This is a genomic window from Mycobacterium sp. 852002-51163_SCH5372311, from assembly GCF_001667115.1.
Taxonomy (GTDB): Bacteria; Actinomycetota; Actinomycetes; order Mycobacteriales; family Mycobacteriaceae; genus Mycobacterium.
This window is the reverse complement of the sequence record NZ_LZIJ01000164.1, coordinates 43,417-67,019: the sequence shown is the minus strand read 5'-3', so window position 1 is coordinate 67,019 and position 23,603 is coordinate 43,417. Positions and strand designations below refer to the sequence as shown.

22 protein-coding genes are annotated in these 23,603 nt (G+C 66.6%); 15 read left to right on the top strand and 7 right to left on the bottom strand.

Annotation, left to right across the window (positions count from 1 at the left end; all coding sequences use genetic code 11):
- Positions 1-142: 142 nt before the first annotated feature.
- Positions 143-1,312 carry a cystathionine gamma-synthase gene (locus A5791_RS18040; RefSeq protein ID WP_067239779.1) on the top strand — a complete coding sequence of 390 codons (1,170 nt, stop codon included), beginning with the start codon at positions 143-145 and terminating at the stop codon, positions 1,310-1,312.
- 74 nt (positions 1,313-1,386) lie between these two features.
- On the opposite strand, the gene greA is transcribed toward A5791_RS18040, so the two are convergent.
- Entirely contained in the window at positions 1,387-1,881 is a 495-nt protein-coding gene (greA, locus tag A5791_RS18035; RefSeq protein ID WP_067239722.1) for a transcription elongation factor GreA, read from the bottom strand.
- 242 nt (positions 1,882-2,123) lie between these two features.
- The gene (locus tag A5791_RS18030) at positions 2,124-2,552 is read right to left on the bottom strand and encodes a DUF4307 domain-containing protein (protein ID WP_067239720.1); all 429 of its coding nucleotides are present in this window, start codon (positions 2,550-2,552) and stop codon (positions 2,124-2,126) included.
- 116 nt (positions 2,553-2,668) lie between these two features.
- On the opposite strand from A5791_RS18030, the gene mca reads away from it, so the two are divergent.
- Genes mca through A5791_RS18015 form a run of 3 tightly spaced genes read left to right on the top strand, consistent with a single transcriptional unit; the run spans position 2,669 to position 5,824 of the window.
- Complete coding sequence (mca, locus tag A5791_RS18025; RefSeq protein WP_067239718.1) at positions 2,669-3,541, top strand: mycothiol conjugate amidase Mca; 873 nt, start codon at positions 2,669-2,671, stop codon at positions 3,539-3,541.
- Entirely contained in the window at positions 3,538-3,825 is a 288-nt protein-coding gene (locus tag A5791_RS18020; protein WP_067239716.1) for a hypothetical protein, read from the top strand. The genes mca and A5791_RS18020 overlap by 4 nt, the downstream gene beginning before the upstream one ends.
- Positions 3,812-5,824, top strand: coding sequence for a thioredoxin domain-containing protein (locus A5791_RS18015; protein ID WP_067239714.1), 2,013 nt, complete (start codon positions 3,812-3,814; stop codon positions 5,822-5,824). The genes A5791_RS18020 and A5791_RS18015 overlap by 14 nt, the downstream gene beginning before the upstream one ends.
- Positions 5,825-5,830: 6 nt before the next feature.
- On the opposite strand, the gene A5791_RS18010 is transcribed toward A5791_RS18015, so the two are convergent.
- A complete protein-coding gene (locus A5791_RS18010; RefSeq protein WP_156661452.1) occupies positions 5,831-6,493 on the bottom strand; it encodes a hemolysin III family protein in 663 nt (220 codons plus the stop codon).
- A gap of 235 nt (positions 6,494-6,728) precedes the next feature.
- On the opposite strand from A5791_RS18010, the gene A5791_RS18005 reads away from it, so the two are divergent.
- The 4 genes from A5791_RS18005 to A5791_RS17990 all read left to right on the top strand — a co-directional run bounded on the left by A5791_RS18005 (position 6,729) and on the right by A5791_RS17990 (position 10,694).
- On the top strand, positions 6,729-7,517 hold the full coding sequence (locus tag A5791_RS18005; protein WP_067239776.1) for a (2Z,6E)-farnesyl diphosphate synthase: 789 nt from the start codon (positions 6,729-6,731) through the stop codon (positions 7,515-7,517).
- Positions 7,518-7,615: 98 nt separating this feature from the next.
- Positions 7,616-8,983, top strand: a complete 1,368-nt coding sequence (locus A5791_RS18000) for a hypothetical protein (protein WP_067239710.1) — start codon at positions 7,616-7,618, stop codon at positions 8,981-8,983.
- A gap of 11 nt (positions 8,984-8,994) precedes the next feature.
- Positions 8,995-10,080: a methyltransferase gene (locus A5791_RS17995; RefSeq protein ID WP_067239708.1), complete on the top strand. Its 1,086-nt coding sequence runs from the start codon at positions 8,995-8,997 to the stop codon at positions 10,078-10,080.
- A gap of 200 nt (positions 10,081-10,280) precedes the next feature.
- The gene (locus A5791_RS17990; RefSeq protein ID WP_067239707.1) at positions 10,281-10,694 is read left to right on the top strand and encodes a hypothetical protein; all 414 of its coding nucleotides are present in this window, start codon (positions 10,281-10,283) and stop codon (positions 10,692-10,694) included.
- Between the two features lie 74 nt (positions 10,695-10,768).
- Here the strand turns inward: A5791_RS17990 and coaA are convergent, their stop codons facing one another.
- The gene (coaA, locus tag A5791_RS17985; RefSeq protein ID WP_067239704.1) at positions 10,769-11,707 is read right to left on the bottom strand and encodes a type I pantothenate kinase; all 939 of its coding nucleotides are present in this window, start codon (positions 11,705-11,707) and stop codon (positions 10,769-10,771) included.
- Positions 11,708-11,904: 197 nt separating this feature from the next.
- Here coaA and glyA point away from each other — a divergent pair, with 197 nt between their 5' ends.
- The 5 genes from glyA to A5791_RS17960 all read left to right on the top strand — a co-directional run bounded on the left by glyA (position 11,905) and on the right by A5791_RS17960 (position 18,300).
- Positions 11,905-13,185 (top strand): serine hydroxymethyltransferase, encoded by a 1,281-nt coding sequence (gene glyA, locus A5791_RS17980; protein ID WP_067239702.1) that lies wholly within the window; start codon positions 11,905-11,907, stop codon positions 13,183-13,185.
- 85 nt (positions 13,186-13,270) lie between these two features.
- Positions 13,271-14,098 (top strand): acyl-ACP desaturase, encoded by an 828-nt coding sequence (locus tag A5791_RS17975; RefSeq protein ID WP_067239700.1) that lies wholly within the window; start codon positions 13,271-13,273, stop codon positions 14,096-14,098.
- Between the two features lie 235 nt (positions 14,099-14,333).
- Entirely contained in the window at positions 14,334-15,635 is a 1,302-nt protein-coding gene (locus tag A5791_RS17970; protein ID WP_067239698.1) for a PhoH family protein, read from the top strand.
- 204 nt (positions 15,636-15,839) lie between these two features.
- Positions 15,840-16,715, top strand: a complete 876-nt coding sequence (locus A5791_RS17965) for a polysaccharide deacetylase family protein (protein WP_067239696.1) — start codon at positions 15,840-15,842, stop codon at positions 16,713-16,715.
- Between the two features lie 187 nt (positions 16,716-16,902).
- Positions 16,903-18,300: an adenylate/guanylate cyclase domain-containing protein gene (locus tag A5791_RS17960; protein ID WP_082967002.1), complete on the top strand. Its 1,398-nt coding sequence runs from the start codon at positions 16,903-16,905 to the stop codon at positions 18,298-18,300.
- 7 nt (positions 18,301-18,307) lie between these two features.
- On the opposite strand, the gene A5791_RS17955 is transcribed toward A5791_RS17960, so the two are convergent.
- The 3 genes from A5791_RS17955 to glpX all read right to left on the bottom strand — a co-directional run bounded on the left by A5791_RS17955 (position 18,308) and on the right by glpX (position 21,956).
- Positions 18,308-19,300, bottom strand: a complete 993-nt coding sequence (locus A5791_RS17955; protein ID WP_067239694.1) for a hypothetical protein — start codon at positions 19,298-19,300, stop codon at positions 18,308-18,310.
- A gap of 119 nt (positions 19,301-19,419) precedes the next feature.
- Positions 19,420-20,820, bottom strand: a complete 1,401-nt coding sequence (locus A5791_RS17950) for a class II fumarate hydratase (RefSeq protein WP_067239692.1) — start codon at positions 20,818-20,820, stop codon at positions 19,420-19,422.
- Positions 20,821-20,852: 32 nt separating this feature from the next.
- A complete protein-coding gene (gene glpX, locus A5791_RS17945; RefSeq protein ID WP_067239690.1) occupies positions 20,853-21,956 on the bottom strand; it encodes a class II fructose-bisphosphatase in 1,104 nt (367 codons plus the stop codon).
- 75 nt (positions 21,957-22,031) lie between these two features.
- Between glpX and A5791_RS17940 the strand changes: the two genes are divergently transcribed.
- Both A5791_RS17940 and A5791_RS17935 read left to right on the top strand, forming a co-directional pair.
- On the top strand, positions 22,032-22,733 hold the full coding sequence (locus A5791_RS17940) for a DUF4245 domain-containing protein (RefSeq protein ID WP_067239771.1): 702 nt from the start codon (positions 22,032-22,034) through the stop codon (positions 22,731-22,733).
- Between the two features lie 21 nt (positions 22,734-22,754).
- Positions 22,755-23,552 (top strand): dienelactone hydrolase family protein, encoded by a 798-nt coding sequence (locus tag A5791_RS17935; protein WP_067239688.1) that lies wholly within the window; start codon positions 22,755-22,757, stop codon positions 23,550-23,552.
- The last annotated feature ends 51 nt before the right edge of the window (positions 23,553-23,603 follow it).

Genomic DNA, 23,603 nt, shown 5'->3' with positions numbered 1-23,603 from the left:
CCCTCACTGGGTCGATGGTTCGGGTCCGCCGCGCCCGGCGACGCCGGACTTGCGACCCTCACTGGGTCGATGGTTCGGGTCCGCCGCGCCCGGCTACGCCGCGCTCACGACCCTCACTACGCTGTGCTCGATGACCGGAAAGATGACCGAAGACTCCGACGCATTCACCGGACTGGCCACCAAAGCCATTCATGCCGGCTACCGCCCCGACCCTTCGACGGGCGCGGTAAACACCCCGATTTACGCGAGCAGCACGTTCGCCCAGGACGGTGTCGGCGGTCTGCGTGGCGGATTCGAATACGCGCGCACCGGCAACCCGACGCGGACGGCATTGGAGGCCGCGCTGGCCGCGGTGGAAGACGGTGCGTACGGACGGGCCTTCGGTTCCGGGATGGCGGCGACCGATTGTGCGCTACGGGCGATGCTGCGACCCGGGGATCATGTGGTCATCCCGAACGACGCGTACGGCGGCACATTTCGCTTGATCGACAAGGTGTTCACGCAGTGGGGCGTCGAGTACACCCCGGTGGCGCTGGCCGACCTGGACGCCGTCGCAGCGGCGCTCAAACCCCGAACACGGCTGATCTGGGTGGAAACACCGACCAACCCGCTGCTCTCGATCGCCGATATCACTGCAATCGCCGACCTTGCCGCCCGACGCACCGCCGATAAGCCGGTAAAAGTGTTGGTGGACAACACGTTTGCCTCGCCCGCGCTACAGCAGCCGTTGACACTGGGCGCCGATGTGGTGCTGCACTCGACCACCAAGTACATCGGAGGGCATTCCGATGTGGTGGGCGGCGCGTTGATCACCAACGACGAAGAGCTGGACGCCGCTTTCGCTTTCCTGCAGAACGGGGCCGGCGCGGTGCCGGGCCCGTTCGACGCCTACCTGACGATGCGTGGCCTGAAGACTCTGGTGCTTCGGATGCAGCGGCACAGCGAAAACGCCCTTGCCGTAGCGGAATTCATGGCCGGGCATCCGTCGGTTAGCGACGTGTTGTATCCCGGTCTGCCGACTCATCCCGGGCATGAGATCGCCGCGCGGCAGATGGCGGGCTTCGGTGGCATGGTCTCGGTGCGGATGCGGTCAGGGCGGCAAGCCGCGGAAAATCTGTGCGCGCGTACGCGGGTGTTCATCCTGGCGGAGTCGCTGGGTGGGGTGGAATCGCTGATCGAACATCCCAGCGCCATGACGCACGCGTCGACGGCCGGTTCGCAATTGGAGGTACCCGACGACCTGGTGCGGCTGTCGGTCGGCATCGAGGACATCGCCGACCTGCTGGCCGACCTCGAACAGGCGCTCGGCTAACGACCGCGAGCAGACAGAGAATCGCACTCGCGACGCGTGTTTAGGGCGATTCTGCGTCTGCTCGCGACAGTGGATTACGAGTGGTAGGGCTCCGCGCTGACCAGTGTGACTTCGACGGTGTTGCCGTTCGGCACGGTGTAGCTGCGCGTCTCGCCTACCTTGGCGTCGATCAGAGCGCCGCCCAGCGGTGAGTTCGGCGAGAACACTTCGAGTTTGCCGTCGTTGACGCCCTCTTGGCGGGTGGCGATCAGGAAGGTCTCGGTGTCCGACTCGTCGCCGTTGTAGTAGACCTTCACCACCGAACCGGGCAGCGCTACGCCCGACTGCTTGGGCGCTTCGCCGACCTTGGCGTTGTTCAGCAGGTCCTGCAGCTGGCGGATGCGGGCCTCCTGCTGGCCCTGCTCCTCGCGGGCGGCGTGATACCCGCCGTTCTCGCGCAGGTCGCCCTCCTCACGGCGGTCGTTGATTTCCGCGGCGATGATCGGACGGTTCGCAATCAGCTGATCGAGCTCGGCCTTGAGTCGGTCATGTGACTCTTGGGTCAACCAGGTCACCTGAGTATCCGTCATCTCGTCGTGCTCCTTGTGTTCTCGATTCCGCGTATCCGCGCAAGCTTTCGATCAGGCTGGCCGGATCGCATCCGGGCCCCCAACCCGTCGTGCTGCCGCCCCGTTCTGCTTACGGCCACTAATGCAGCAATACACGGCCCCAGCCGGAACCGTGCATTCATCTATGTTACCACTGCGGAAACAATCGATGTGGGCATTTGTGCCTATCACAAGCTAAGACAAGCCAAGGCGCACGGTGACCGTCAGCGTAGATAGCTCGGTACGTTGGTGCCGCAACCGTAGATGTCCGCCATCACCGGCGGCTTGCTGGATTTCAGCGTCGTCGTCACCTGTACCGTGCCCTGGGTGGACGGCGGGACCAACACTTCGCGTCGACCGGTTTCGCTGCCGTCTTTGGCCCGGACCCGCACAATGCAGTCCACTGGCCGCGACGGGTCCTTACGCGTCACGCTGATCGTTACCGACGCCGTCTCGTCGTCGATAACCCGATAGCCGGCCAGCGTGCCCGACACCGCGCTGGTGCTCAGCCGTCGATAGCCGATGGTGGCGATGACGACGCCGGCAACCAAGACCAGCAATGTAAGCGCGATGGCGACACGGCGACGTGACCTGCTGGAGAGCCGCGCACGCCCATAGCGGGCTTCGGGACGTGACGCAGGTTCTAAGTCCATCAGAGCCGTTTCAATTCCGTGCTGGGGTCGGCGACAGGATGCAGTCATCGAAGTTTGGAATTATAGGGTCAGCTAATGACCCCAAGGGGCGATCAGGCGGACCGACAAGGGGACACGTGAGCGAGCTGCGGTTAATGGCGGTGCACGCCCACCCCGACGACGAGTCCAGCAAGGGCGCCGCCACCCTTGCCCGCTACGCCGACGAGGGTCACCGCGTTCTGGTGGTGACGTTGACGGGCGGCGAGCGCGGCGAAATCCTCAACCCGGCCATGGACCTGCCCGACGTGCACGGGCACATCGCCGAGATCCGGCGCGACGAGATGGCCAAGGCGGCCGAGATCCTCGGCGTGGAGCACACCTGGCTGGGTTTCGTCGACTCCGGCCTGCCCAAGGGCGACCTGCCGCCGCCATTGCCTGACGGCTGTTTCGCGCTGGTGCCGCTGGAAGTGTCCACCGCCGCCCTGGTGCGGGTGGTCCGCGAGTTCCGGCCGCACGTGATGCTCACCTACGACGAGAACGGCGGTTACCCGCATCCTGACCACATCCGCTGCCACCAGGTGTCGGTGGCGGCCTACGAGGCGGCCGGGGACTACTGCCGCTTCAGGGAAGCGGGAGAGCCCTGGCCGGTTTCCAAGCTGTATTACATTCACGGTTTCCTGCGCCAGCGGATGCAGGTGCTGCAGGACGAATTCGTCAGGCACGGGCAAGAGGGCCCGTTCAAGAAATGGCTCGAGCTTTGGGATCCCAGCCATGACGTGTTCGCCGACCGGGTGACCACACGCGTCGAGTGCTCGGCGTATTTCAGCCGGCGCGACGACGCGCTGCGGGCACACGCCACCCAGATCGACCCGAACGCCGAATTCTTCGCCGCGCCGATCGCGTGGCAACAGCGGCTATGGCCGACGGAGGAATACGAGTTGGCCCGCTCGCGGGTGCCGGTCGGCCTCCCCGAGACCGACCTGTTCGCCGGAATCGAGTCAGACGGGTGAATCAGCTTTTCCTCGCGACGAGCGCTCGGTGGCTCGCTGAAGGGACCCCGCACAACACCGGTCCCGATTTCGGCAAGGCCAGCCCGTTCGGGCTGCTGGTGATCGTGCTGCTGGTGATCGCGACACTGTTCCTGCTGCGTTCGATGAACCGGCAACTCAAGAAGGTCCCCAAGTCGTTCGACCGCGACAACCCCGAGCTCGACCAGGCGGCTGACGAGGGCACCGACACCGTGGACGGGGCCGAGCACGAGCACCGGCCGGGATCCGGCGATGAGCCCGGCTGACGCCTCGCAGACCAATACCCTCGGGCTGGCCACGAGCCCGTACCTGCGCCAGCACGCCGACAACCCGGTGCACTGGCAGCAGTGGACGTCGCAAGCGCTGGCCGACGCCGCCGAGCGCGACGTGCCGATCCTGCTGTCCATCGGCTATGCGGCCTGCCACTGGTGTCATGTGATGGCTCACGAATCGTTCGAGGACGCCGACGTGGCTGCCGTCATGAACGAGGGATTTGTCTGCATCAAAGTCGACCGGGAGGAACGGCCCGACATCGACGCGGTCTACATGAACGCCACCGTCGCGCTCACCGGGCAGGGCGGTTGGCCGATGACCTGTTTCCTCACGCCCGACGGCCGGCCCTTTTTCTGCGGCACCTACTATCCGAAAGCCAGCTTCCTGCAATTACTTTCAGCCGTATCCCAGACGTGGCGGGAGCGCCGCGACGAGGTCGAGGAAGCCTCCGGTCACATTGCCGGTGAGCTGCGCTCGATGAGTTCGGGGTTGCCCGGCGGTGGCCCGGAAGTGTCGCCGTCGCTATGTGACCACGCCGTCGCGGCCGTGCTGCGCGATCAGGACACGGTTCACGGCAGCTTCGGCGGAGCGCCCAAGTTCCCGCCGTCGGCGCTGCTGGAGGCGCTGCTGCGGAACTATGAGCGCACCGGTTCGCCGGCAGCGCTGGAGGCGGTCTCGCGCACCGGTAATGCAATGGCACGCGGTGGTATTTACGATCAACTTGCCGGCGGCTTTGCCCGCTACAGCGTCGACAATGCTTGGGTGGTACCGCATTTCGAGAAGATGCTGTACGACAACGCATTACTGTTGCGGGTGTACGCGCACTGGGCAAGGCGCACCGGAAATCCCTTGGCGCGCAGGGTCGCCGCGCAGACCGCACGGTTCATGCTCGCCGACCTGGCTGTCGGCGACATGTTCACGTCATCCCTGGACGCCGACGCCGACGGCCGTGAGGGCTCGACGTATGTCTGGACGCCCGCCCAGCTAACGGAGGTACTCGGCGCCGACGACGGCCGTTGGGCGGCAGAGCTTTTCGCGGTCACCCCCTCCGGCACCTTCGAATACGGGTCCTCGGTGCTGCAGTTGCCGGCCGATCCGGACGATCCGCAACGCGCCGAACGGATTCGCGCCGCGCTGCTCGCAGCGCGGCTCAACCGGGTCCAGCCCGGGCGCGACGACAAGGTCGTCACGTCGTGGAACGGGCTGGCGATTACCGCGTTGGCCGAAGCCAGTGTCGCGCTTCAGGAACCCGGGTTAGCGGACGCCACGCAGCGATGTGCGACCAAGCTGCTGAAATTGCATCTCGTCGACGGTCGGCTGCGCCGGGCCAGCCTGGGCGGCGTGGTGGGCGACAGCGCCGGAATCCTGGAGGACCACGCGATGCTGGCCACCGGATTGCTGGCGCTATACCAGCTCACCGCAGACGACAGCTGGCTGACGGCGGCCACCGATTTGCTCGATATCGCGTTGCGGCACTTCGCTGACCCGCAGCAGCCCGGCCGTTGGTTCGACACGGCCGACGATGCCGAGCAGCTGGTGGTCCGGCCGGCCGACCCGTTGGACGGCGCGACTCCGTCGGGTGCGTCGTCGATCGCCGAGGCGCTGTTGACCGCCGCGCATCTCGTCGACGGCGAACGGGCCGAGCGTTATCTGCAGGCGGCGGCCGACGCGCTGCGCACGAGTTCGGTCCTGCTGGCGCGGGCTCCGCGCTCGGCCGGGCATTGGCTGACCGTCGCCGAGGCCGCCGTGCGCGGACCGCTGCAGATCGCGGTGGCCTGCGACCCGTCGACGTCGACTCTGTTGGCGGAGGCCCGCCGGCTGGCACCGGGCGGGTCGATCGTCGTCGGCGGTGAGCGGGATTCGACGGCCCTGTTGGCCGGCCGGGACCGAGTGGCCGGGGCCGACGCCGCTTACGTGTGCCGGGGACGAACCTGCGATCTGCCCGTCACCGGCGTCGCGGAACTCGCGACCGCCCTGCACGTGCCCGAGTAACGCAGGTCAGAACACCACAAACCACATGGCGATGTAGTGGCAGATCGCCGCTACCGCGGTGCACGCATGGAAGAACTCGTGGTATCCGAATGTCGTCGGCCACGGGTCGGGCCAGCGCAGCCCATAGAGAATGCCGCCGATGCTGTACAGGGCGCCGCCGACGAACAGCAGCACCATGGCGGCCACTCCGGCGTTGTGCAGGATCGTCCCGGTGAACCACACCGCAACCCAGCCCAGCATCAGATAGAGCGGCACGCCGACCCAGCGCGGTGACGACGGCCAGCACATCTTCAGCAGGATGCCGGCCAGAGCGCCGCCCCACACGATCCACAACACCAGACGGCCCTGATCCCTGGGCAGCGCCAGCAGCGCGAACGGGGTGTAGCTGCCGGCGATGAACACGAAGATCATCGAGTGGTCCAGCCGCTTCATCCATGTTCGGGCGGTCGCAGACTTCCAATTGACGCGGTGATAGGTGGCGCTCACAGTGAACATCAAGATCGTCGCCGCGGTGTAGCCGAGCGTCGCCAGCCCGGCACGGGTAGATGCCAGCGCCCAGGACACCGCGACCAGCGAGGCACCTGCGAGCACCGCGATCCCGGCGGCGTACACGTGGATCCAGCCGCGGAAACGCGGCCTTGTCAGAACCCGGGCTACACCTTCGACCAGTTGCTCGGCGACAGTGCCGGGATTGGCGTCCTCGGATGAAGACCCGGATTCGGGCTCCGCATTCGTGACCGTGCTCACCTGGCCGGGTCCTTCCTGTGTTGCCGAGTCGAGTGCCAGTGGCCGTTATCGATCATCAACAGTAGCGTCGATGACCGTCCTGCGCCGTTCGGCAAGACGTGATGTTGGCGGAAAACTGGGCCGGCGATGGTTGCCCGTCACAGTAGTCTGGATCTTCGTGGAGATCATCCCGCCGCGGCTCAAGGAGCCGTTGTATCGCGTCTACGAGCTGCGGCTGAAGCAGGGTCTGGCCGCTTCGAAATCCGAGCTGCCCCGGCACATCGCGGTGCTGTGTGACGGCAACCGGCGATGGGCGCGCAGTGCGGGCTACGACGACGTCAGCTACGGCTACCGGATGGGCGCCGCCAAGATCGCCGAGATGCTGCGGTGGTGCCAGGAAGCCGGCATCGAGATGACCACGGTGTACCTGCTGTCCACCGAGAACCTGCAGCGCGATCCGGAGGAGCTCGCCGCACTCATCGAGATCATCACCGACGTCGTCGAGGAGATCTGCGCGCCGGCCAATCATTGGAGTGTGCGCACCGTCGGGGATCTCGAGCTGCTCGGCGAGGAACCTGCCCGCCGGCTGCGCGGCGCGGTGGAGTCGACGCCGGGCATCGCGCCTTTCCACGTCAACGTCGCCGTGGGCTACGGCGGCCGCCGGGAGATCGTCGACGCGGTGCGCGCGTTGTTGAGCAAGCAACTTGCCAACGGCGCTACAGCCGAGGAGCTCGTCGACGCCGTGACCGTCGAAGCGATCTCCGAAAACCTCTACACCTCTGGACAACCCGATCCCGACCTGGTGATCCGCACCTCGGGCGAGCAACGCCTATCGGGGTTCCTGCTGTGGCAGAGCGCCTACTCGGAGATGTGGTTCACCGAGGCGCACTGGCCGGCATTTCGCCGGGTCGACTTCCTGCGCGCGCTGCGCGACTACAGCCAGCGGCATCGCCGGTACGGCAAGTAGCGCTTGCGATCGGCACGTCTGAGCCGCGTGCCGACCCGCTGCGCCCGGCTCCGCCGCGCTTGCGATCGGCACGTGAGCCGCGTGCCACACTGGATGGCATGGCTGCGCTGTCGGCGCTGGTATTCACACTGAGTGGATGGCTCGGTTTGTACCTGCTGGCCCGCGATCCGCGCAAACCGGTACTCGCGTTGGCCGCAGTCGGACTGTGTGGCTTTGCGCTGGTGGTTGCGTTGGACGCGGTGCGGAACACGGCTAGTCAACAGCACACCCATTTACTCAGTCAGCTCGAGATCTATTTGGCCGCGGTACCTAGCGTGGCGTGGTTCGCGGTGCTCGTCGAGCTGTCCCGGCCGTGCGAAAGCTGGCGGGCGCGTACCGGCGAGTTGCTGCTCGTCGCCGGGGTCGGCACGCTGACTCTTTTCGGGGCGATGATGGCCGGCAGCGTCGAAGGTCCGCTGCGGCCGGGCCATCTGACCATGTTCGCGGTGATCTCGATTTCCACCCTTGGTGCCATGGTCGCAGCGGTGCGGCGGACCGCGCAGCCGGTCGCCGGGGTAGTGGTGCTGGCGACGCTGTTCTTTGCGTTGTCCAATGCCATCCTGATCATTCCGCTGGGTCTGCTGCCCAGCTGGCTGGCCCTGGCGTCGACGGGTGTGGACGTGCTGTTGCTCGGGGTTGCGGTGGCACGGTGGGACGCGTTCGACGAGGGTCAGGCGCTGTGGGCCGATATGCAGCGCTCGTTTGCCGGCTCGGTGGCGATCGCCGTGCTGTTCGGCGGCCAGGCATTGATCGGCTTGGCGCTGACCCGCAATGTGCCCACCGCACAGATCGCGCTGACCGTCCTGCTGTTCACCAGCCTGGCGATCGCGATCACGGTGCAGGTGCTGGCCGATCCCTTGGCTGGGATCTTGGACCGACTGGCGTTCTCCAAGTCGCCGGCGCTGCGCGCCGACCGGGCCGCTCTCCGGCACACCGGGGCCGCCTTGCCGCTGCGGTCCGAAGATCCGCTGAGCGATGTCGACGACGACACCTTCGTCCGGCTCACCCGTCGGGCGCTGGGCCACTATGCCGACCTGACCAAGCTCGTCGCCAGCCCGCTGACCGCATTGCCGGTGATCGATCAGCGCCTGGCCGCACGCGGCGCACCCGACCACCCCCTGGAACGGGCCAACGAGCTCAAAGCCGTCCTCGCCGACGGCATCGGGCGGCTCAAGCCACGCGACGCCGGCGACTTCGGCACCACCGAGGAGTGGCGTTACTACAACTCGCTCTATTTCCCGTATGTCGTCGGCGTGCGCGCCTACGCGCAGAACGCCACCGCAGCCGGGCTCGACCCCACCGCCCGGCAAGCCTGGCAGTGGCTGGTCACCGAGGTCCCGCAGCGCTCACTGCACAACTGGCAGAACGCCGCGGCGCGGCTCATCGCCGCCGATCTGCGCGGGCGGGTAGCGGTTTCCAGCGACTAAGCTGCGCCCCTATGGCTCCCAAGGTTCCGCCCGCCAAAGTTGTGCGGGCGATCGAGATTGCGCGGCATCACCTCGCACGCCTGCACCGGCGCATGGTCCCGCCTCCGGTCGCGATGATGGAGATGGTCGCCGATATGTGGGCGGCTCAGGCGATCACGGCAGCGGCGGACCTTGGCATTGCGGACGCGCTCGCCGAAGGTCCCTTGTCGGCCGACGAGTTGGCGGCCGCGGTGAACGCCGACGCCGACGCCCTTCGCCGACTGCTTCGGGCGCTGATCAGTCGGGGCATCTTCCGTCAACGCCGCGACGGCCGCTATGACCTCACCCCGCTGGCGGAAACCCTGCGCCGAGACGCAGAGGTACCGATTGCCGGGTGGGCTCGATGGTTGGGGTCGCCCCAGCACCGCGAGCATTGGAGCCACCTCACCGATGCGATTCGTACCGGCCGGTCCGTCATCTCAGAGGTACGCGGCAAACCGATGTTCGAATACCTGGCGACTGAGCCCGAACTCGGCGAGATCTTCAACGAAGCCATGACGGGCGGATCCGCGCTTTCCATCGGTCCGGTAATCGCCGCCTACGACTTCAGTGCCCACGCCACCATCGTCGACGTCGGCGGTGGGCACGGTCGGCTGCTCTCGGCAATCCTGGCTGCCACGCCCGCAGCGCGCGGCATCCTGTTCGACCAACCCCAAGTCGTGGCAGGGGCCGCGGCCGTCCTTGCCGAACAAGGGGTGCAGGACCGAATCACGGTCGCCGAGGGATCGTTTTTCGAGTCCGTCCCCGAAGGGGGCGATGCATACGTCCTCAAGAGCGTGATCCACGACTGGTCCGACGACGACGCGGTGCGGATCCTGCGCAACGTGCGTAGCGCGGCAGCGGCTGACAGTTATGTGTTGCTGGTCGAGTTCGTCGTCCCCACACACAACCGTGAATACGTGGGCAACTGGCTGGACTTGGAGATGCTGCTCGCGCTCGACGCGCGTGAGCGCACCGCCGCGGAATACCGGCACCTCCTCGAGCGCGCAGGCTTCCGCTTGACGCGGGTGGTCGAGACGGCGTCGCCGTTCAGCGTCATCGAGGCAGCAGCGATCTAGCGATCGGGCGACATCTGGCTCGAATCTTTACATCTTCGGTGGGAGGCGGTGGGAATAGCCGGCTGAACTACCTGGTCTATTAACTCGTGGCAGTAATTGGCAGTGCCACGAGTCGATATGGCAGTGCTGCTGAGGGACGTTGAAGGCACGCTCAAACATTTTCGACCCATCCCCTCGTGGAGCCTGAAGGAGTAAATGACATGACCGCTGTAACTGGTTTGCCAACGCGGCCCTTATACGACTCGACCGACTCGCTGCTGCGGTTCGCCATGCGGGCCGATGCCACCTTGACGGGACTTTTGGGTCTGTCTGCCGCCTTCATCGCCGACCCGTTGTCGTCCCTGACTGGGCTGACGTCCATCCAGGAATACAGCATGGGCGCCTTCTTCGTCCTCTACGGACTTGCGGTGTTCAGCCTGGCGGCGATGCCCGACCTGCGCCGCGCCGGGATCGGCGTCGTGGTGGCCAACATCGTCTACACGTTGGGTGCGGTAGTTGCCGCTGAGTTGGTGCCCATGACGGGCATCGGCGTCACCTTGACGCTGGCCAGCGGTGTGTACACCGCGATATTCGCAGCGCTGCAGTACCTGGGAGTGCGCCGACTCGCGGCGTGACTCCCGCCCGCCGGTGCGGGGCGCCAGCGCTGCCCGTGCGGTGCGCTGCCCCGTTCCGGTGTCAGCGGGCTGGTTCAGAGTTTGCGCAGACGAAGCCGGTTGATCGAGTGGTCGGCGTCCTTGCGCAGCACCAGGGTTGCACGCGGACGGGTCGGCAAAATGTTCTCGACCAGGTTGGGCCGGTTGATCGACCGCCAAATCTCGCGCGCCGCCACGACGGCCTGCGGGTCGGACAACGCCGCGTAGTGATGGAAGTGCGATTCCGGGTCGGCGAACGCGGTGCCGCGCATGGCCAGGAATCGCGACACGTACCACTGCTCGATGTCTTCGATCCGGGCGTCCACGTAAAGCGAGAAGTCGAATAGGTCCGACACCATCAGGGTCGGCCCGGTCTGCAATACGTTGAGGCCCTCCAGGATGAGGATGTCGGGATGGCGGACCACATGCTTGGCCCCCGGAATGATGTCGTATTTCAGATGTGAGTACACCGGCGCGCACGCATAGTCGGACCCGGATTTCACGGAGGTCACGAACCGCAGCAGGGCCCGGCGGTTGTAACTCTCCGGAAAACCCTTGCGGTGCATCAGGTTTCGCCGATCCAGCTCGGCGTTGGGATACAGAAAGCCGTCGGTGGTCACCAAGTCCACCCGAGGGTGGTGATCCCAGCGGGCCAGCAGCGCTTGCAGCACACGGGCGGTGGTCGATTTGCCGACCGCCACGCTGCCGGCTACGCCGATGATGAACGGCACCGGCCGGTCCGGGTTCTGCTGCGGCTCGCCAAGGAACTCCGCGGTGGCCGCGAACAACCGCTGGCGGGCGGCGACCTGCAGGTGAATCAACCGGGCCAGCGGCAGATAGACCTCTTCGACCTCCAGCAGGTCGATCTGCTCACCCAAACCGCGCAGGCCGATCAATTCTTCTTCGGTGAGGGCCAGTGGCGTCGACATGCGGAGCGCACGCCACTGCTTTCGGTCGAACTCCACGTAGGGGCTCGGCTCGCTAAGCCGCGGCATAAGTCTCAGTGTTGCAGGGCTGGGCACGTGCTCGACGGCTGGGCTGGCCTTAGCGGGGCTGGGGTGGGCGGGACGAATCTACGGGGCTCGAACCCCACACTCGGCGCCTGGCGCTGCCGCAGGTCCCGCTGGATAGACTGGCGCCCGTGACTGCCGCACCTGACGCCCGCACTGCTACTGCTCGAAACGCGTCTGTGATGTCTGCCCCGCTCACCGAGGTCGATCCGGACATCGCCGAGCTGCTGGGCAAAGAATTAGGCCGCCAACGCGACACCCTGGAGATGATCGCCTCGGAGAACTTCGTGCCGCGTGCGGTGCTGCAGGCCCAGGGCAGTGTGCTGACCAACAAGTACGCCGAGGGCCTGCCCGGCCGGCGCTACTACGGCGGATGCGAGCACGTCGACGTCGTCGAAAACATCGCGCGTGACCGCGCCAAGGCGTTGTTCGGCGCGGATTTCGCCAATGTGCAGCCGCATTCCGGTGCCCAGGCCAACGCCGCCGTGCTGGCCGCGCTGATGTCACCGGGTGAGCGGCTGCTGGGCCTCGACCTGGCAAACGGCGGGCACCTCACCCACGGCATGCGGCTGAACTTCTCCGGCAAGCTGTATGAAAACGGCTTCTACGGCGTCGACCCGACCACGCACCTGATCGACATGGATGCGCTGCGGGCTCAGGCGCTCGAGTTCCGCCCGAAGGTGATCATCGCCGGATGGTCGGCCTATCCGCGGATCCTCGACTTTGCCGCCTTCCGGTCGATTGCCGACGAGGTCGGCGCCAAGCTGTGGGTCGACATGGCCCATTTCGCAGGGCTGGTCGCCGCGGGATTGCATCCGTCGCCCGTGCCGCACGCCGACGTGGTGTCCACCACCATCCACAAGACCCTCGGCGGCGGACGTTCCGGGATGATCCTGGGCAAGCAGGAATACGCCAAGGCCGTCAACTCCGCGGTGTTCCCCGGCCAGCAGGGCGGGCCGCTGATGCATGTCATCGCGGGCAAGGCGGTTGCGCTGAAGATCGCCGCCACCCCCGAATTCGCCGAACGGCAGCAGCGCACCCTGTCCGGCGCGCGCATCCTCGCCGATCGGCTGCTGGCCGACGACGTCGCCAAGGCCGGCGTGTCGGTGGTCAGCGGTGGCACTGACGTCCACCTGGTGCTGGTGGACCTGCGGAACTCCCCGCTCGACGGCCAGGCCGCCGAGGACCTGCTGCACGAGGTCGGCATCACGGTCAACCGCAACGCGGTACCCAACGACCCCCGGCCGCCGATGGTGACTTCAGGCTTGCGGGTAGGGACCCCGGCGCTGGCCACCCGCGGCTTCGGTGACGCCGAGTTCGCCGAGGTCGCCGACATCATTGCGACGGCCCTTGCCGGTGGCAGCGGCGCCGATATTGCCGGCCTGCGGCAACGAGCGACCCGGCTGGCCAGGGAGTTTCCCCTGTACGAAGGCCTCGAAGACTGGAGCCTGGCCGGCAGCTGACCGGCCCACGCGAGCCGGTATCGCGCTCCCGACACGCCACGTCGGCAATTTGAGGGCACCTGTGTACGCGGGTTACAGTTACCGCATGGCACAGAAACCTGTCCCTAACGCGCTGATCCTCGAGCTGGAGCCCGTCGTGGAAGCCGAAATGGATCGCCACCTCAACACCGAGGAGCTCTGGTTCGCGCACGACTACGTGCCGTTCGACCGGGGCGAGAACTTCGCCTTCCTCGGCGGCCGCGATTGGGATCCTTCTCAGGCGACACTGCCCCGAACTCTCACGGACGCCTGCGAGATCCTGCTGATCCTCAAGGACAACCTGGCCAGCCATCACCGTGAGCTCGTCGAGCACTTCATTCTCGAGGAGTGGTGGGGCCGCTGGCTCGGCAGGTGGACCGCCGAGGAGCATCTGCATGCCATCGCACTACGGGAATACCTGGTGGTGACCCGTGAGGTCGACCCGACCGCCAACGAGGAGGTTCGGGTCCAGTACGTGATGAAGGGCTATCGCGCCGACACGCTCTCCCAGGTCGAACTCCTGGTTCAGATGGCGCTGTCAGAGCGCTGCTACGCCGTCTTCTGCCGCAACTTGGCCGCGCAGCTCGAGGAGCCGATCTTGGCCGGGCTCATCGACCGGATCGCCCGCGACGAGCAGCGGCACGAGCAGTTGTTCGCCAAGCTCGTCGCGCACTGCCTCGAGTACACCCGCCACGAGACCATCGCCGCGATTGCCTCCCGTGCGGCCGACCTGCAGGTGCTCGGCGCTGACATCGATGCCTATCAAGACAAGGTGCGCAACGTCGCCCAGGCCGGCATTTTCGACGATGCGCAGTTGCGCCAGGCGATCTCCGACCGCATCACCGAATGGGGCGTGGCCGACGAGCCGCAATTGAAGCAATTCGTCACCGGCTAAGGAGAATTCCCGACGTCGGCGCGCCTGCCCTGCAGGCATGTCGCCACCGGAGTAGCGTCGCATCCGATGGCCAGCGACATTCCCAGCTGCCAGGGCGGCACTCCCGGTTTCTGCTCCGGTTTTCGTGAAGGCAGGACCGGCCCCGGTCCTGGTGCCGCGGCCCCCGCCGACATGCCCGTGTGGGTCCGCGCGGGCGACTGGGCCCTTTGACGCCCATAAGCCATAGGAGCGCTCCGTGACCGATACCCGGACGTACGTGCTCGACACTTCCGTGCTGCTGTCCGATCCGTGGGCGTGCAGCCGGTTCGCCGAACACGACGTAGTGGTCCCCCTGGTGGTGATCAGCGAGCTGGAGGCCAAACGCCACCATCACGAACTCGGCTGGTTCGCTCGCCAGGCGTTGCGCTTGTTCGACGACCTTCGACTCGAACACGGCAGGCTTGATCAGCCTATTCCGGTTGGCACACAAGGCGGTTCGCTGCGCGTCGAACTCAATCACACCGATCCGGCGGTGCTGCCCGCCGGCTTCCGGACCGACAGCAACGACTCCCGGATCCTGTGCTGCGCGGCCAACCTCGCCGCGGAGGGTCAGCGAGTCACCTTGGTCAGCAAGGACATTCCGCTTCGGGTGAAGGCCGCCGCCGTCGGCCTGGCCGCCGACGAATACCACGCCCAGGACGTCGTTGTCTCCGGGTGGTCTGGGATGCGTGAAATCGAGACTGCGCCCCAGGACATCGACGCACTGTTCGCCGACGGCGAGATCGACCTGGCCGAGGCCCGGGACCTGCCCTGCCACACCGGGATTCGATTGCTGGGCGGCAGTTCGCATGCGCTTGGCCGGGTGACGGCTGCCAAGCGGGTCCAGCTGGTGCGCGGCGACCGCGAGGTGTTCGGGCTGCGCGGGCGTTCGGCCGAGCAGCGGGTGGCGCTGGATCTGCTGCTCGACGAGTCGGTGGGCATCGTGTCGCTGGGCGGTAAAGCCGGCACCGGCAAGTCGGCGCTGGCGCTGTGCGCCGGGCTGGAGGCGGTGCTGGAGCGACGCACCCACCGCAAGGTGGTGGTGTTCCGCCCGCTGTATGCGGTGGGTGGCCAGGAGCTCGGCTATCTACCCGGCAGCGAGAGCGACAAGATGGGCCCGTGGGCCCAGGCGGTGTTCGACACACTCGAAGGCCTGGCCAGCCCTGCGGTGCTCGACGAGGTGCTCTCGCGGGGCATGCTCGAGGTGCTGCCGCTCACCCACATCCGCGGACGCTCCTTACACGACTCGTTCGTCATCGTCGACGAGGCACAGTCGCTCGAGCGCAACGTGCTGCTCACCGTGTTGTCCAGGCTCGGTACGGGTTCTCGAGTGGTGTTGACGCATGACATCGCCCAGCGGGACAACTTGCGTGTCGGCCGCCACGACGGCGTGGCAGCGGTGATCGAGAAGCTCAAAGGTCACCCGCTCTTCGCCCACATCACGCTGCTGCGCAGCGAACGGTCGCCGATTGCCGCCCTGGTCACTGAGATGCTCGAGGAGATCACCGGTCCGCACTGAGAGTCCTGCTGTGTGCGCTGAGCGGAAATGAGTGTGCATCGTCGGCGTTGGCTGTGTAGCCAGGGTTTTCATTGTGAATCGTGGGCGTTGGCTGTGTAGCCACGGCGGAAATTCGGCGATTTTTCCGCCCAGGATTCACCCGCGAAGCCCAGGATTCACACTCGACGCCCAGGCTTCACATCCGGCGCCCGGTAGGCTGCCATCGTGCCGAAAAGACCTGACACCCAGGCCTGGCGCTACTGGCGGACCGTCATCGGCGTCGTAGCGGCCGGGGCAGTGCTGGTCATCGGCGGTCTTACCGGACACGTGACGCGCGCAGACAACCTGAATTGCGCGGTGATGAAGTGCGTTGCGCTGACGTTCGACGACGGGCCCAGCCCGTACACCGACCGGCTGCTGCAAGTGCTGAAGAACAGCGACTCCAAGGCCACCTTCTTCCTGATCGGCAACAAAGTTGCCGCCAACCCGGGAGGAGCCAAGCGCATCGCGGACGCCGGAATGGAAATCGGCAGCCACACCTGGGAACACCCCAACATGACGACCATCCCTGCCGACGACGTCGCCGCCCAGTTCTCCAAGGCCAACGACGCGATAACCGCCGCGACCGGTCGCACGCCCGCGCTGTATCGGCCCGCCGGCGGGCTGTCCAACGATGCGGTGCGCCAGACCGCGGGCCGCTTCGGTTTGGCCGAAATACTTTGGGACGTCATCCCTTTCGATTGGGCCAACGACTCGAACACGGCAGCAACGCGGTCCATCCTGATGCGCCAGATCAAGCCGGGCTCGGTAGTGCTGTTCCATGACACCTATTCGAGCACCGTCGACCTGGTGTACCAGTTCATCCCGGTGCTCAAGGCCAACGGCTACCACCTGGTGACGGTCAGCGAACTGCTCGGGCCGCGCGCCCCGGGCAGCAGCTACGGCGGCCGCGAAAACGGCCCCCCTGTCAACGAACTTCACGACATTCCGGCCAGCGAAATTCCGGCGCTGCCCAACACGCCGTCGCCCAAGCCGATGCCCAACTTCCCGATCACCGACATTCCGGGGCAGAACTCCGGCGGTCCGAACAACGGTGCCTAGAAGCGCAGCCCGCTACCTTAATGGGGTGGCGAAAGCGGGCTGGCTCCAAATTTGGGGCGCGCGACGATCGCGTGATCCGGCGCCCGCCGATGGGGAATTCCGAAAGCGCGCCCGCCAGTTGTTGATTCAATACGCCGGGGATCTTGCGCTGTCCTATGTGTGTGCAGTCACGGGCGCCGCGGCGATCATGGTCCCGCTGAGAAGTCACACCTCGGGCGCGTTGAACGCCGACTTCGCGCGCAACAACACGCCATTGGTGGTGGTGCTGATCGTGCTCGGGCTCATCACCGTGGCGATAGCCGGAATGGTGAACTTGGCACCCACCCTGCGGTGGTACGTCAGCGGCGATCAGCCGGACTCGCGCCAACGGGACACCGCCATGAAACTGGCCGGTCGGCAGTCGGCGATCCTGCTGGCGACCTGGGCTGTATGCGGGGCAGTGCTGATGCTGGTGAACCACAACGGCGGGGCATCGCTGCTGCTGCCCATTCTGCTGGGTGTGGTGCTCGGCGGCATAGCTGCCGCGGGCACGGGATTGTTGCTGGCACAACGCACCCTGCGTCCGATCATGGTCGCGGCCACGCGCGGCTGCGAACCTCGTCTGTCGACACCGGGCGTGTTCGCGCGCCTGGTCCTGATGTGGTTCCTGTGCACCGCGCTTCCCGTCGCGATCATCGCGACCCTGATAATTCTTCGTTCGAACGGCTGGATCATTCCGAAAGACGCATCGGTGGATGTGCCCGTCCTGGTCGTGGTGCTGGCCGCGGTGGTGCTGGGACTACCGATCATGATCCTGACCTCCCGATCCATCGCCGATCCGGTCAGCGAGGTCGTCGACGCGATGGCCGAAGTCGAACACGGCAACATCGAGACGTCCGTCGGCGCTTACGAACGGTCCCAAATCGGGCGTCTGCAAACGGGTTTCAACCGGATGGTTACCGGCCTCGCCGAACGCGACCGGCTGCGCGACCTTTTCGGGCGCCACGTCGGCGCGGACGTCGTTCAGCGCGCCCTCGAAGAGGGTGCCTCGTTGTCGGGCGACGTGGTCGAGGCGGCCGTGCTGTTCATCGACTTGGTGGGCTCGACGACGTTGGCGGAAAGCCGTCCGCCGCAAGAGGTTGCCGAGGTGCTCAACGACTTCTTCCGGATAGTGGTCGATGCCGTCGACGAACACAGCGGGCTGATCAACAAATTCGAAGGCGACGCCGCACTGGCCATCTTCGGGGCGCCGCTTAAGATGCGCGATCCGGCGTCGGCAGCGTTGGCCACCGCCCGCACGTTGGCCACCGAACTGCGCCGGCTGCCCGTGGTCGACTTCGGCATCGGCGTGTCGGCCGGTCGGGTATTCGCGGGCAACATCGGAGCCGAAAACCGTTACGAATACACGGTTATCGGTGACGCAGTCAACGAGGCCGCGCGGCTGGCCGATCTCGCCAAAACCTCGGACCGGCGGATCCTGTGCGCCGCCGCCGCCATCGAACGAGCCGACGACGGCGAGCGCGAACGCTGGACGGAGTGCTATTCCACCGTGCTGCGCGGCCGTTCCGAAGCCACTCAGGTCTCGACGCCCGCGGGGCCAGCGTAGGGCTGTATCAGCTCTTGGCGACCTTCAGCGCCGCGATGACGCCGTTGATGATCCCGGCCGAGGCCGCATCGCCGATCGGTGTGGCGCCCATGAAAATGGTCACCGGCTTGGTGGCGACCGCGACGATGGTGACGGTGTCCCCCTTGACGTTGCGAGCGGTGTCACCGATCGAGATGTCGGCCTCGAGTCGTTCCGCCGTGACCCCGTCGACCTTGATGGACGACGACTTCGTCGGGCCCAGGCTCGGCGACGCGTTCGCATAGCCCGGGCCGGCGGCAATGCACTGCATCAACTTCGACGCCTGTGCTGAAACGTTCATGCTGGGCACGAAGTTGGTGACGCCGACCTCGGCCTGCATGATCCACTGGCTGGCCCCCGGCACCTCCGCGCTAAGGCCCACTGCGCCAATGAGATTCGGGGTCTGGTCGTCCGTGAACGGTTCCCAGCCGGGGGCGGCACTGGCCGGGAACGACAGCTTGCCCGCGCTGATCATGTCGCCGGTGGGCTTGTCGCCGGGGGAGACATTCGGCGTGCAGTCCGTTGCGGTCTGCTCGGTGTTGGGCGGCTCCGACGTCGCGGGGCTTGGCCCGGCAGTCGTCGTCGCGGCGTTGGTCGACTTGTTGTCCTTGCCGTCGGCGAACACGAGGATCAACACCAGCGCGATGACGCCCACCACCGCGATGCCGGCGATGATCAACCACGGCAGCTTCGAGCGATTCGGCGGGGGACCGGGCGGATAAGACCCGGTGGACCAGCCCGGAGGAGCCTGCTGACCGGGTTGCGGGTACTGCTGAGGTGAGTACCCGGGCGCGCCCGGCGGGTTAGCACCACCCTGCGGATACGGATAAGTCCCGCCCTGCTGGTACGGGTCGCCCTGCTGGTACGGGTCGCCCTGTGGGTGCGGGTAGCCCTGCGGCTGACCTCCCCACTGCGGGTCCTGCCCATACGGATTCGTTCCGTAGGGATCCTGACCGTAGGGACCGCCCGGAGGAGCCGTCATCGCCGAATCACCCTCACTCACCCTCGCTCTCAAGACCACCTCCCTCGAGGTGGTCACGCATCCGCGTCACGCAATTATGTGCGCAACCTTGCCGTCGCGCTCATCGGACCTGCTTACTTCTAGTCCTGGGCCACCTTAGCCATCGCCAGCACGTCCAGCCGGCGGTCCAATTCCTCGATCGACAGCTTGTCGCCGATCAGGCCGCGGTCGATGACGGTCTGGCGGATGGTTTTGCGTTCCTTGAGCGCCTGTTTGGCCACCGCGGCGGCCTCCTCGTAGCCGATCGCGGAATTCAACGGCGTCACGATGGACGGCGAGGACTCGGCCAGCTCGCGCAGATGCTCGACATTGGCTTTCAGCCCGGTGATGCAGCGCTGCGCGAACAGCCTCGACACATTGGTCAGCAGCTTGAACGACTCCAGGATGTTGCGGGCCATCATCGGGATGTAGACGTTGAGCTCGAACGCGCCGTTCGCCCCGCCCCAGGCGACCGCGGCATCGTTGCCGATCACTTGGGCGGCGACTTGTGTCACCGCTTCCGGCAGAACGGGGTTCACCTTGCCCGGCATGATCGAGCTACCCGGCTGCAGGTCTGGCAACTGGATTTCGGCCAGGCCGGTCAGCGGCCCGGAACCCATCCAGCGAATGTCGTTGGCGATCTTGGTCAATGACACCGCGATCGTGCGCAGCGCGCCCGACGCCTCCACCAACCCGTCGCGGGCGGCTTGGGCCTCGAAAGAGTTTTCCGCCGTGCGCAATTCGGTCAGACCAGTCTCGGAGACCAGCGTCTGCACCACCTTGGCTCCGAAGCCCTCCGGCGCATTGAGGCCGGTACCCACCGCGGTGCCACCGATCGCCAGTTCACCCAGCCGAGGCAGCGTGGCCCGCACCCGCTCGGCGCCGGCCTGGATCTGGCGGGCATACCCGCTGAACTCCTGACCAAGCGTCACCGGCACCGCGTCCATCAGGTGGGTGCGGCCCGACTTGACCACGGTGTGCCACTCGCGGGCCTTGGCCGCCAGCGCCTCGTGCAGTTCCTCGAGCGCCGGAATGAGGTGGCGCACGGCGGCTTCGGTGGCCGCGATGTGGGTGGCGGTGGGGAAGGTGTCGTTGGACGACTGCGACATGTTCACGTCGTCATTCGGATGCACCGTGACGCCGTTGGCGGCCGCGATGGACGCGATCACCTCGTTGGTGTTCATGTTCGAGCTGGTGCCCGAACCGGTTTGGAAGACGTCGATCGGGAACTGGTCGTCGTGTTGACCGTCGGCGATCTCAGCGGCCGCGGCGATGATCGCGTCGGCCTTCTCCGGTGCCAGCAGCCCGAGCTCTTTGTTCACTTGCGCGCAAGCACCTTTAAGCAGGCCCAACGCGCGGATCTGGGTGCGCTCCAAGCCGCGGCCCGAGATCGGAAAGTTCTCCACCGCACGCTGCGTTTGGGCGCGCCACAACGCTTTGGCCGGCACCCGCACCTCGCCCATGGTGTCGTGCTCGATGCGGTACTCGCCGTCGTCGGCCATGAATCAGATCCTGTTCGTCGGGTAGGGGTGGATTACGGCAGGGGATATGCGGCGCTGCTGTCGCCGGTGAAGTCGATGGCGGAGTATTCGTTCAGCTTCGAAAGCCGGTGATAGGCCTCGATCATCCGGACGGTTCCCGACTTGGAACGCATCACGATCGACTGAGTGGTGCACCCGCCGGGGTAGTAGCGCACACCCTTGAGCAGGTCGCCATCGGTGACGCCGGTGGCGCAGAAGAAGACGTTCTCGCCCGAAACGAGATCCTCGGTGGTCAGCACCTGATCCAGGTTGTAGCCGGCGTCGAGCGCCTTGCGGCGTTCGGCGTCGTCCTTGGGGGCCAGCTGCGCCTGGATCGCGCCACCCATGCAGCGGATGGCGGCCGCGGTGATGATGCCCTCCGGGGTACCCCCGATGCCGGCCAGCATGTCGGTGCCCGAGCCCGGCCGGCACGCGGAGATCGCGCCGGCGACGTCGCCATCGGTGATCAGCCGGATCCGGGCACCGGTGGCGCGGACGTCTTCAATTAGCTGCGCGTGCCGCGGCCGGTCCAGGATGCACACGGTCATGTCCCGCACCGACAGTTCCTTGACTCTGGCGACGGCTCGGACGTTCTCGGCGACCGGCGCGGTGATGTCCAGTACGTGGGCGGCGTCGGGCCCGACGGCGATCTTGTTCATGTAGAACACGGCTGATGGGTCGAACATCGCGCCGCGATCGGCCACCGCAAGGACCGAGATGGCGTTGGGCATGCCTTTGCTCATCAGCGTGGTGCCGTCGATCGGGTCGACGGCGAAGTCGCATTCCGGGCCGTCCCCGTTGCCGACGTCTTCGCCGTTGTAGAGCATCGGCGCTTCGTCTTTCTCGCCCTCGCCAATGACCACCACCCCCCGCATGGACACCGTGTTCACCAGTTCACGTATCGCGTCGACGGCTGCGCCGTCGCCGCCCTCCTTGTCGCCCCGCCCCACCCAGCGGCCGGCGGCCATGGCCCCGGCCTCGGTGACCCGCACCAGCTCCAGGGCCAGGTTGCGATCGGGGGCTTCGCCGCGCGGCCGAGGCTGCGACGGTCCGGTAACGGCGGTCGACTGGGCTACTTGCGAACCAGGTCCAGACGAGCGGTCGCCCTCAGCTGTCATGGTTGCCGATTGTCCCAGAAGCAGATCGGTCGCCTGGAGCTGGGCTGTGGCCGCTCGGCTGGGATACTCGACCGCGTGACCGCGGACCCGACGCCGAACGCCCCGGATGCCACCGGTCAGCCGGCCGCGGCGCCCGGCCCCGCGCAAGGGCCCGTTGCGAGGCCGGCCAAACCGCGGCTGCTGCAGGACGGCCGAGACATGTTCTGGTCGCTCGCGCCGCTGGTGATTGGTTGCATCCTGCTGGCCGCGCTGGTCGGGATGTGCTCGTTCCAGCCGGGCCGCACCCACGAGGGGCGCATCCCGTCCTACGACGCGGCGGCGGCTCTGCGGGCCGACGCCGCCACGCTGGGCTTCCCGATCCGGCTGCCGCAGCTGCCGGCGGACTGGCGGTCCAACTCCGGCAGCCGCGGCGGTATCGAGAACGGGCGAACCGACCCGTCGACCGGTCAGCGGCTGAACGCGGCGACCTCGACGGTCGGGTACATCACCCCGAGCGGACGGTATCTGAGCCTGACGCAGAGCAACGCCGACGAGGACAAGCTGGTCGGCTCGATTCACCGGTCCGCGTATCCGACCGGTGCCGTCGACGTCGGCGGCACCAACTGGGTGGTCTATCAGGGCAGCGGCCAAGGAGTCGACTCCGAGCCGGTGTGGACCACCGCGCTCACCAGTCCCGGCGGTCGCGCTCAGGTCGCGATCACCGGTGCCGGCAGCACCGACCAGTTCCGTACGCTGGCGTCCGCGACGCAATCGCAGCCGCCGTTACCGGCCCGATAGCGCCTCTAGGAGGAGACCCGAGTGACTGCACCCGAAGCAGATTTGTCCGGATGGTCGGCCGCACCGTTCACCGGTGGCGGCTACACCCACGATGTGTATCGCAAAGGCGCCGGGCCAGGGGTGGTGCTGATTCCGGAGATACCGGGAATCCATCCCGGAGTGCTGGGCCTCGGTAATCACCTGGTGGACAACGGATTCACCGTCGCGATCCCGTCGCTGTTCGGTCAGCCGGGCAAGCCGAAGACGGTCGGCTATACCATCGCCACCATCGCCCGGGCTTGTGTGGCAAGGGAATTCGCGGCGTTCGCGCTGAACAAGCAGCGGCCGGTGTCGTCGTTCCTGCGCGCGCTGGCTCGCGACCTGAACGCCTCGACACCCGGCAAGGGCGTCGGGGTGATCGGCCAATGCTTCACCGGCGGCTTCGCGCTGGCCGCCGCCGTCGACGACAGCGTGCTGGCTCCGGTGCTCAGTCAGCCGTCGGTCCCGATTGCGCTGGCCGCGGCGCATCGCCGCGACCCCGGGCTGAGCGAATCCGAGCTGACCACCGTCGCCGACCGGTGCGCCAGCGACGGATTGTGCGCCATGGGTTTGCGGTTCAGCGCGGACAGGATGGCACCGAAAGAGCGGTTCACGGTGCTCAAGGAGCGGCTCGGTGATGCTTTCGAGGTGATCGAGATCGATTCCGGCCCCGGCAACGAAGGCGGTTTCGGGAAGATGGCGCACTCGGTGCTGACCGACGAGGTCCGCGAGGTCGAGGGCCAAGCGGCCTACGAGGCCCGCAAACGTGTCGTCGAGTTCCTGACTCAGCGGCTTGGCTAGGTTCTCGCGCCTGGTTTCGTTTCTCGCCAGAGTGCAATCATCGACGCCCTG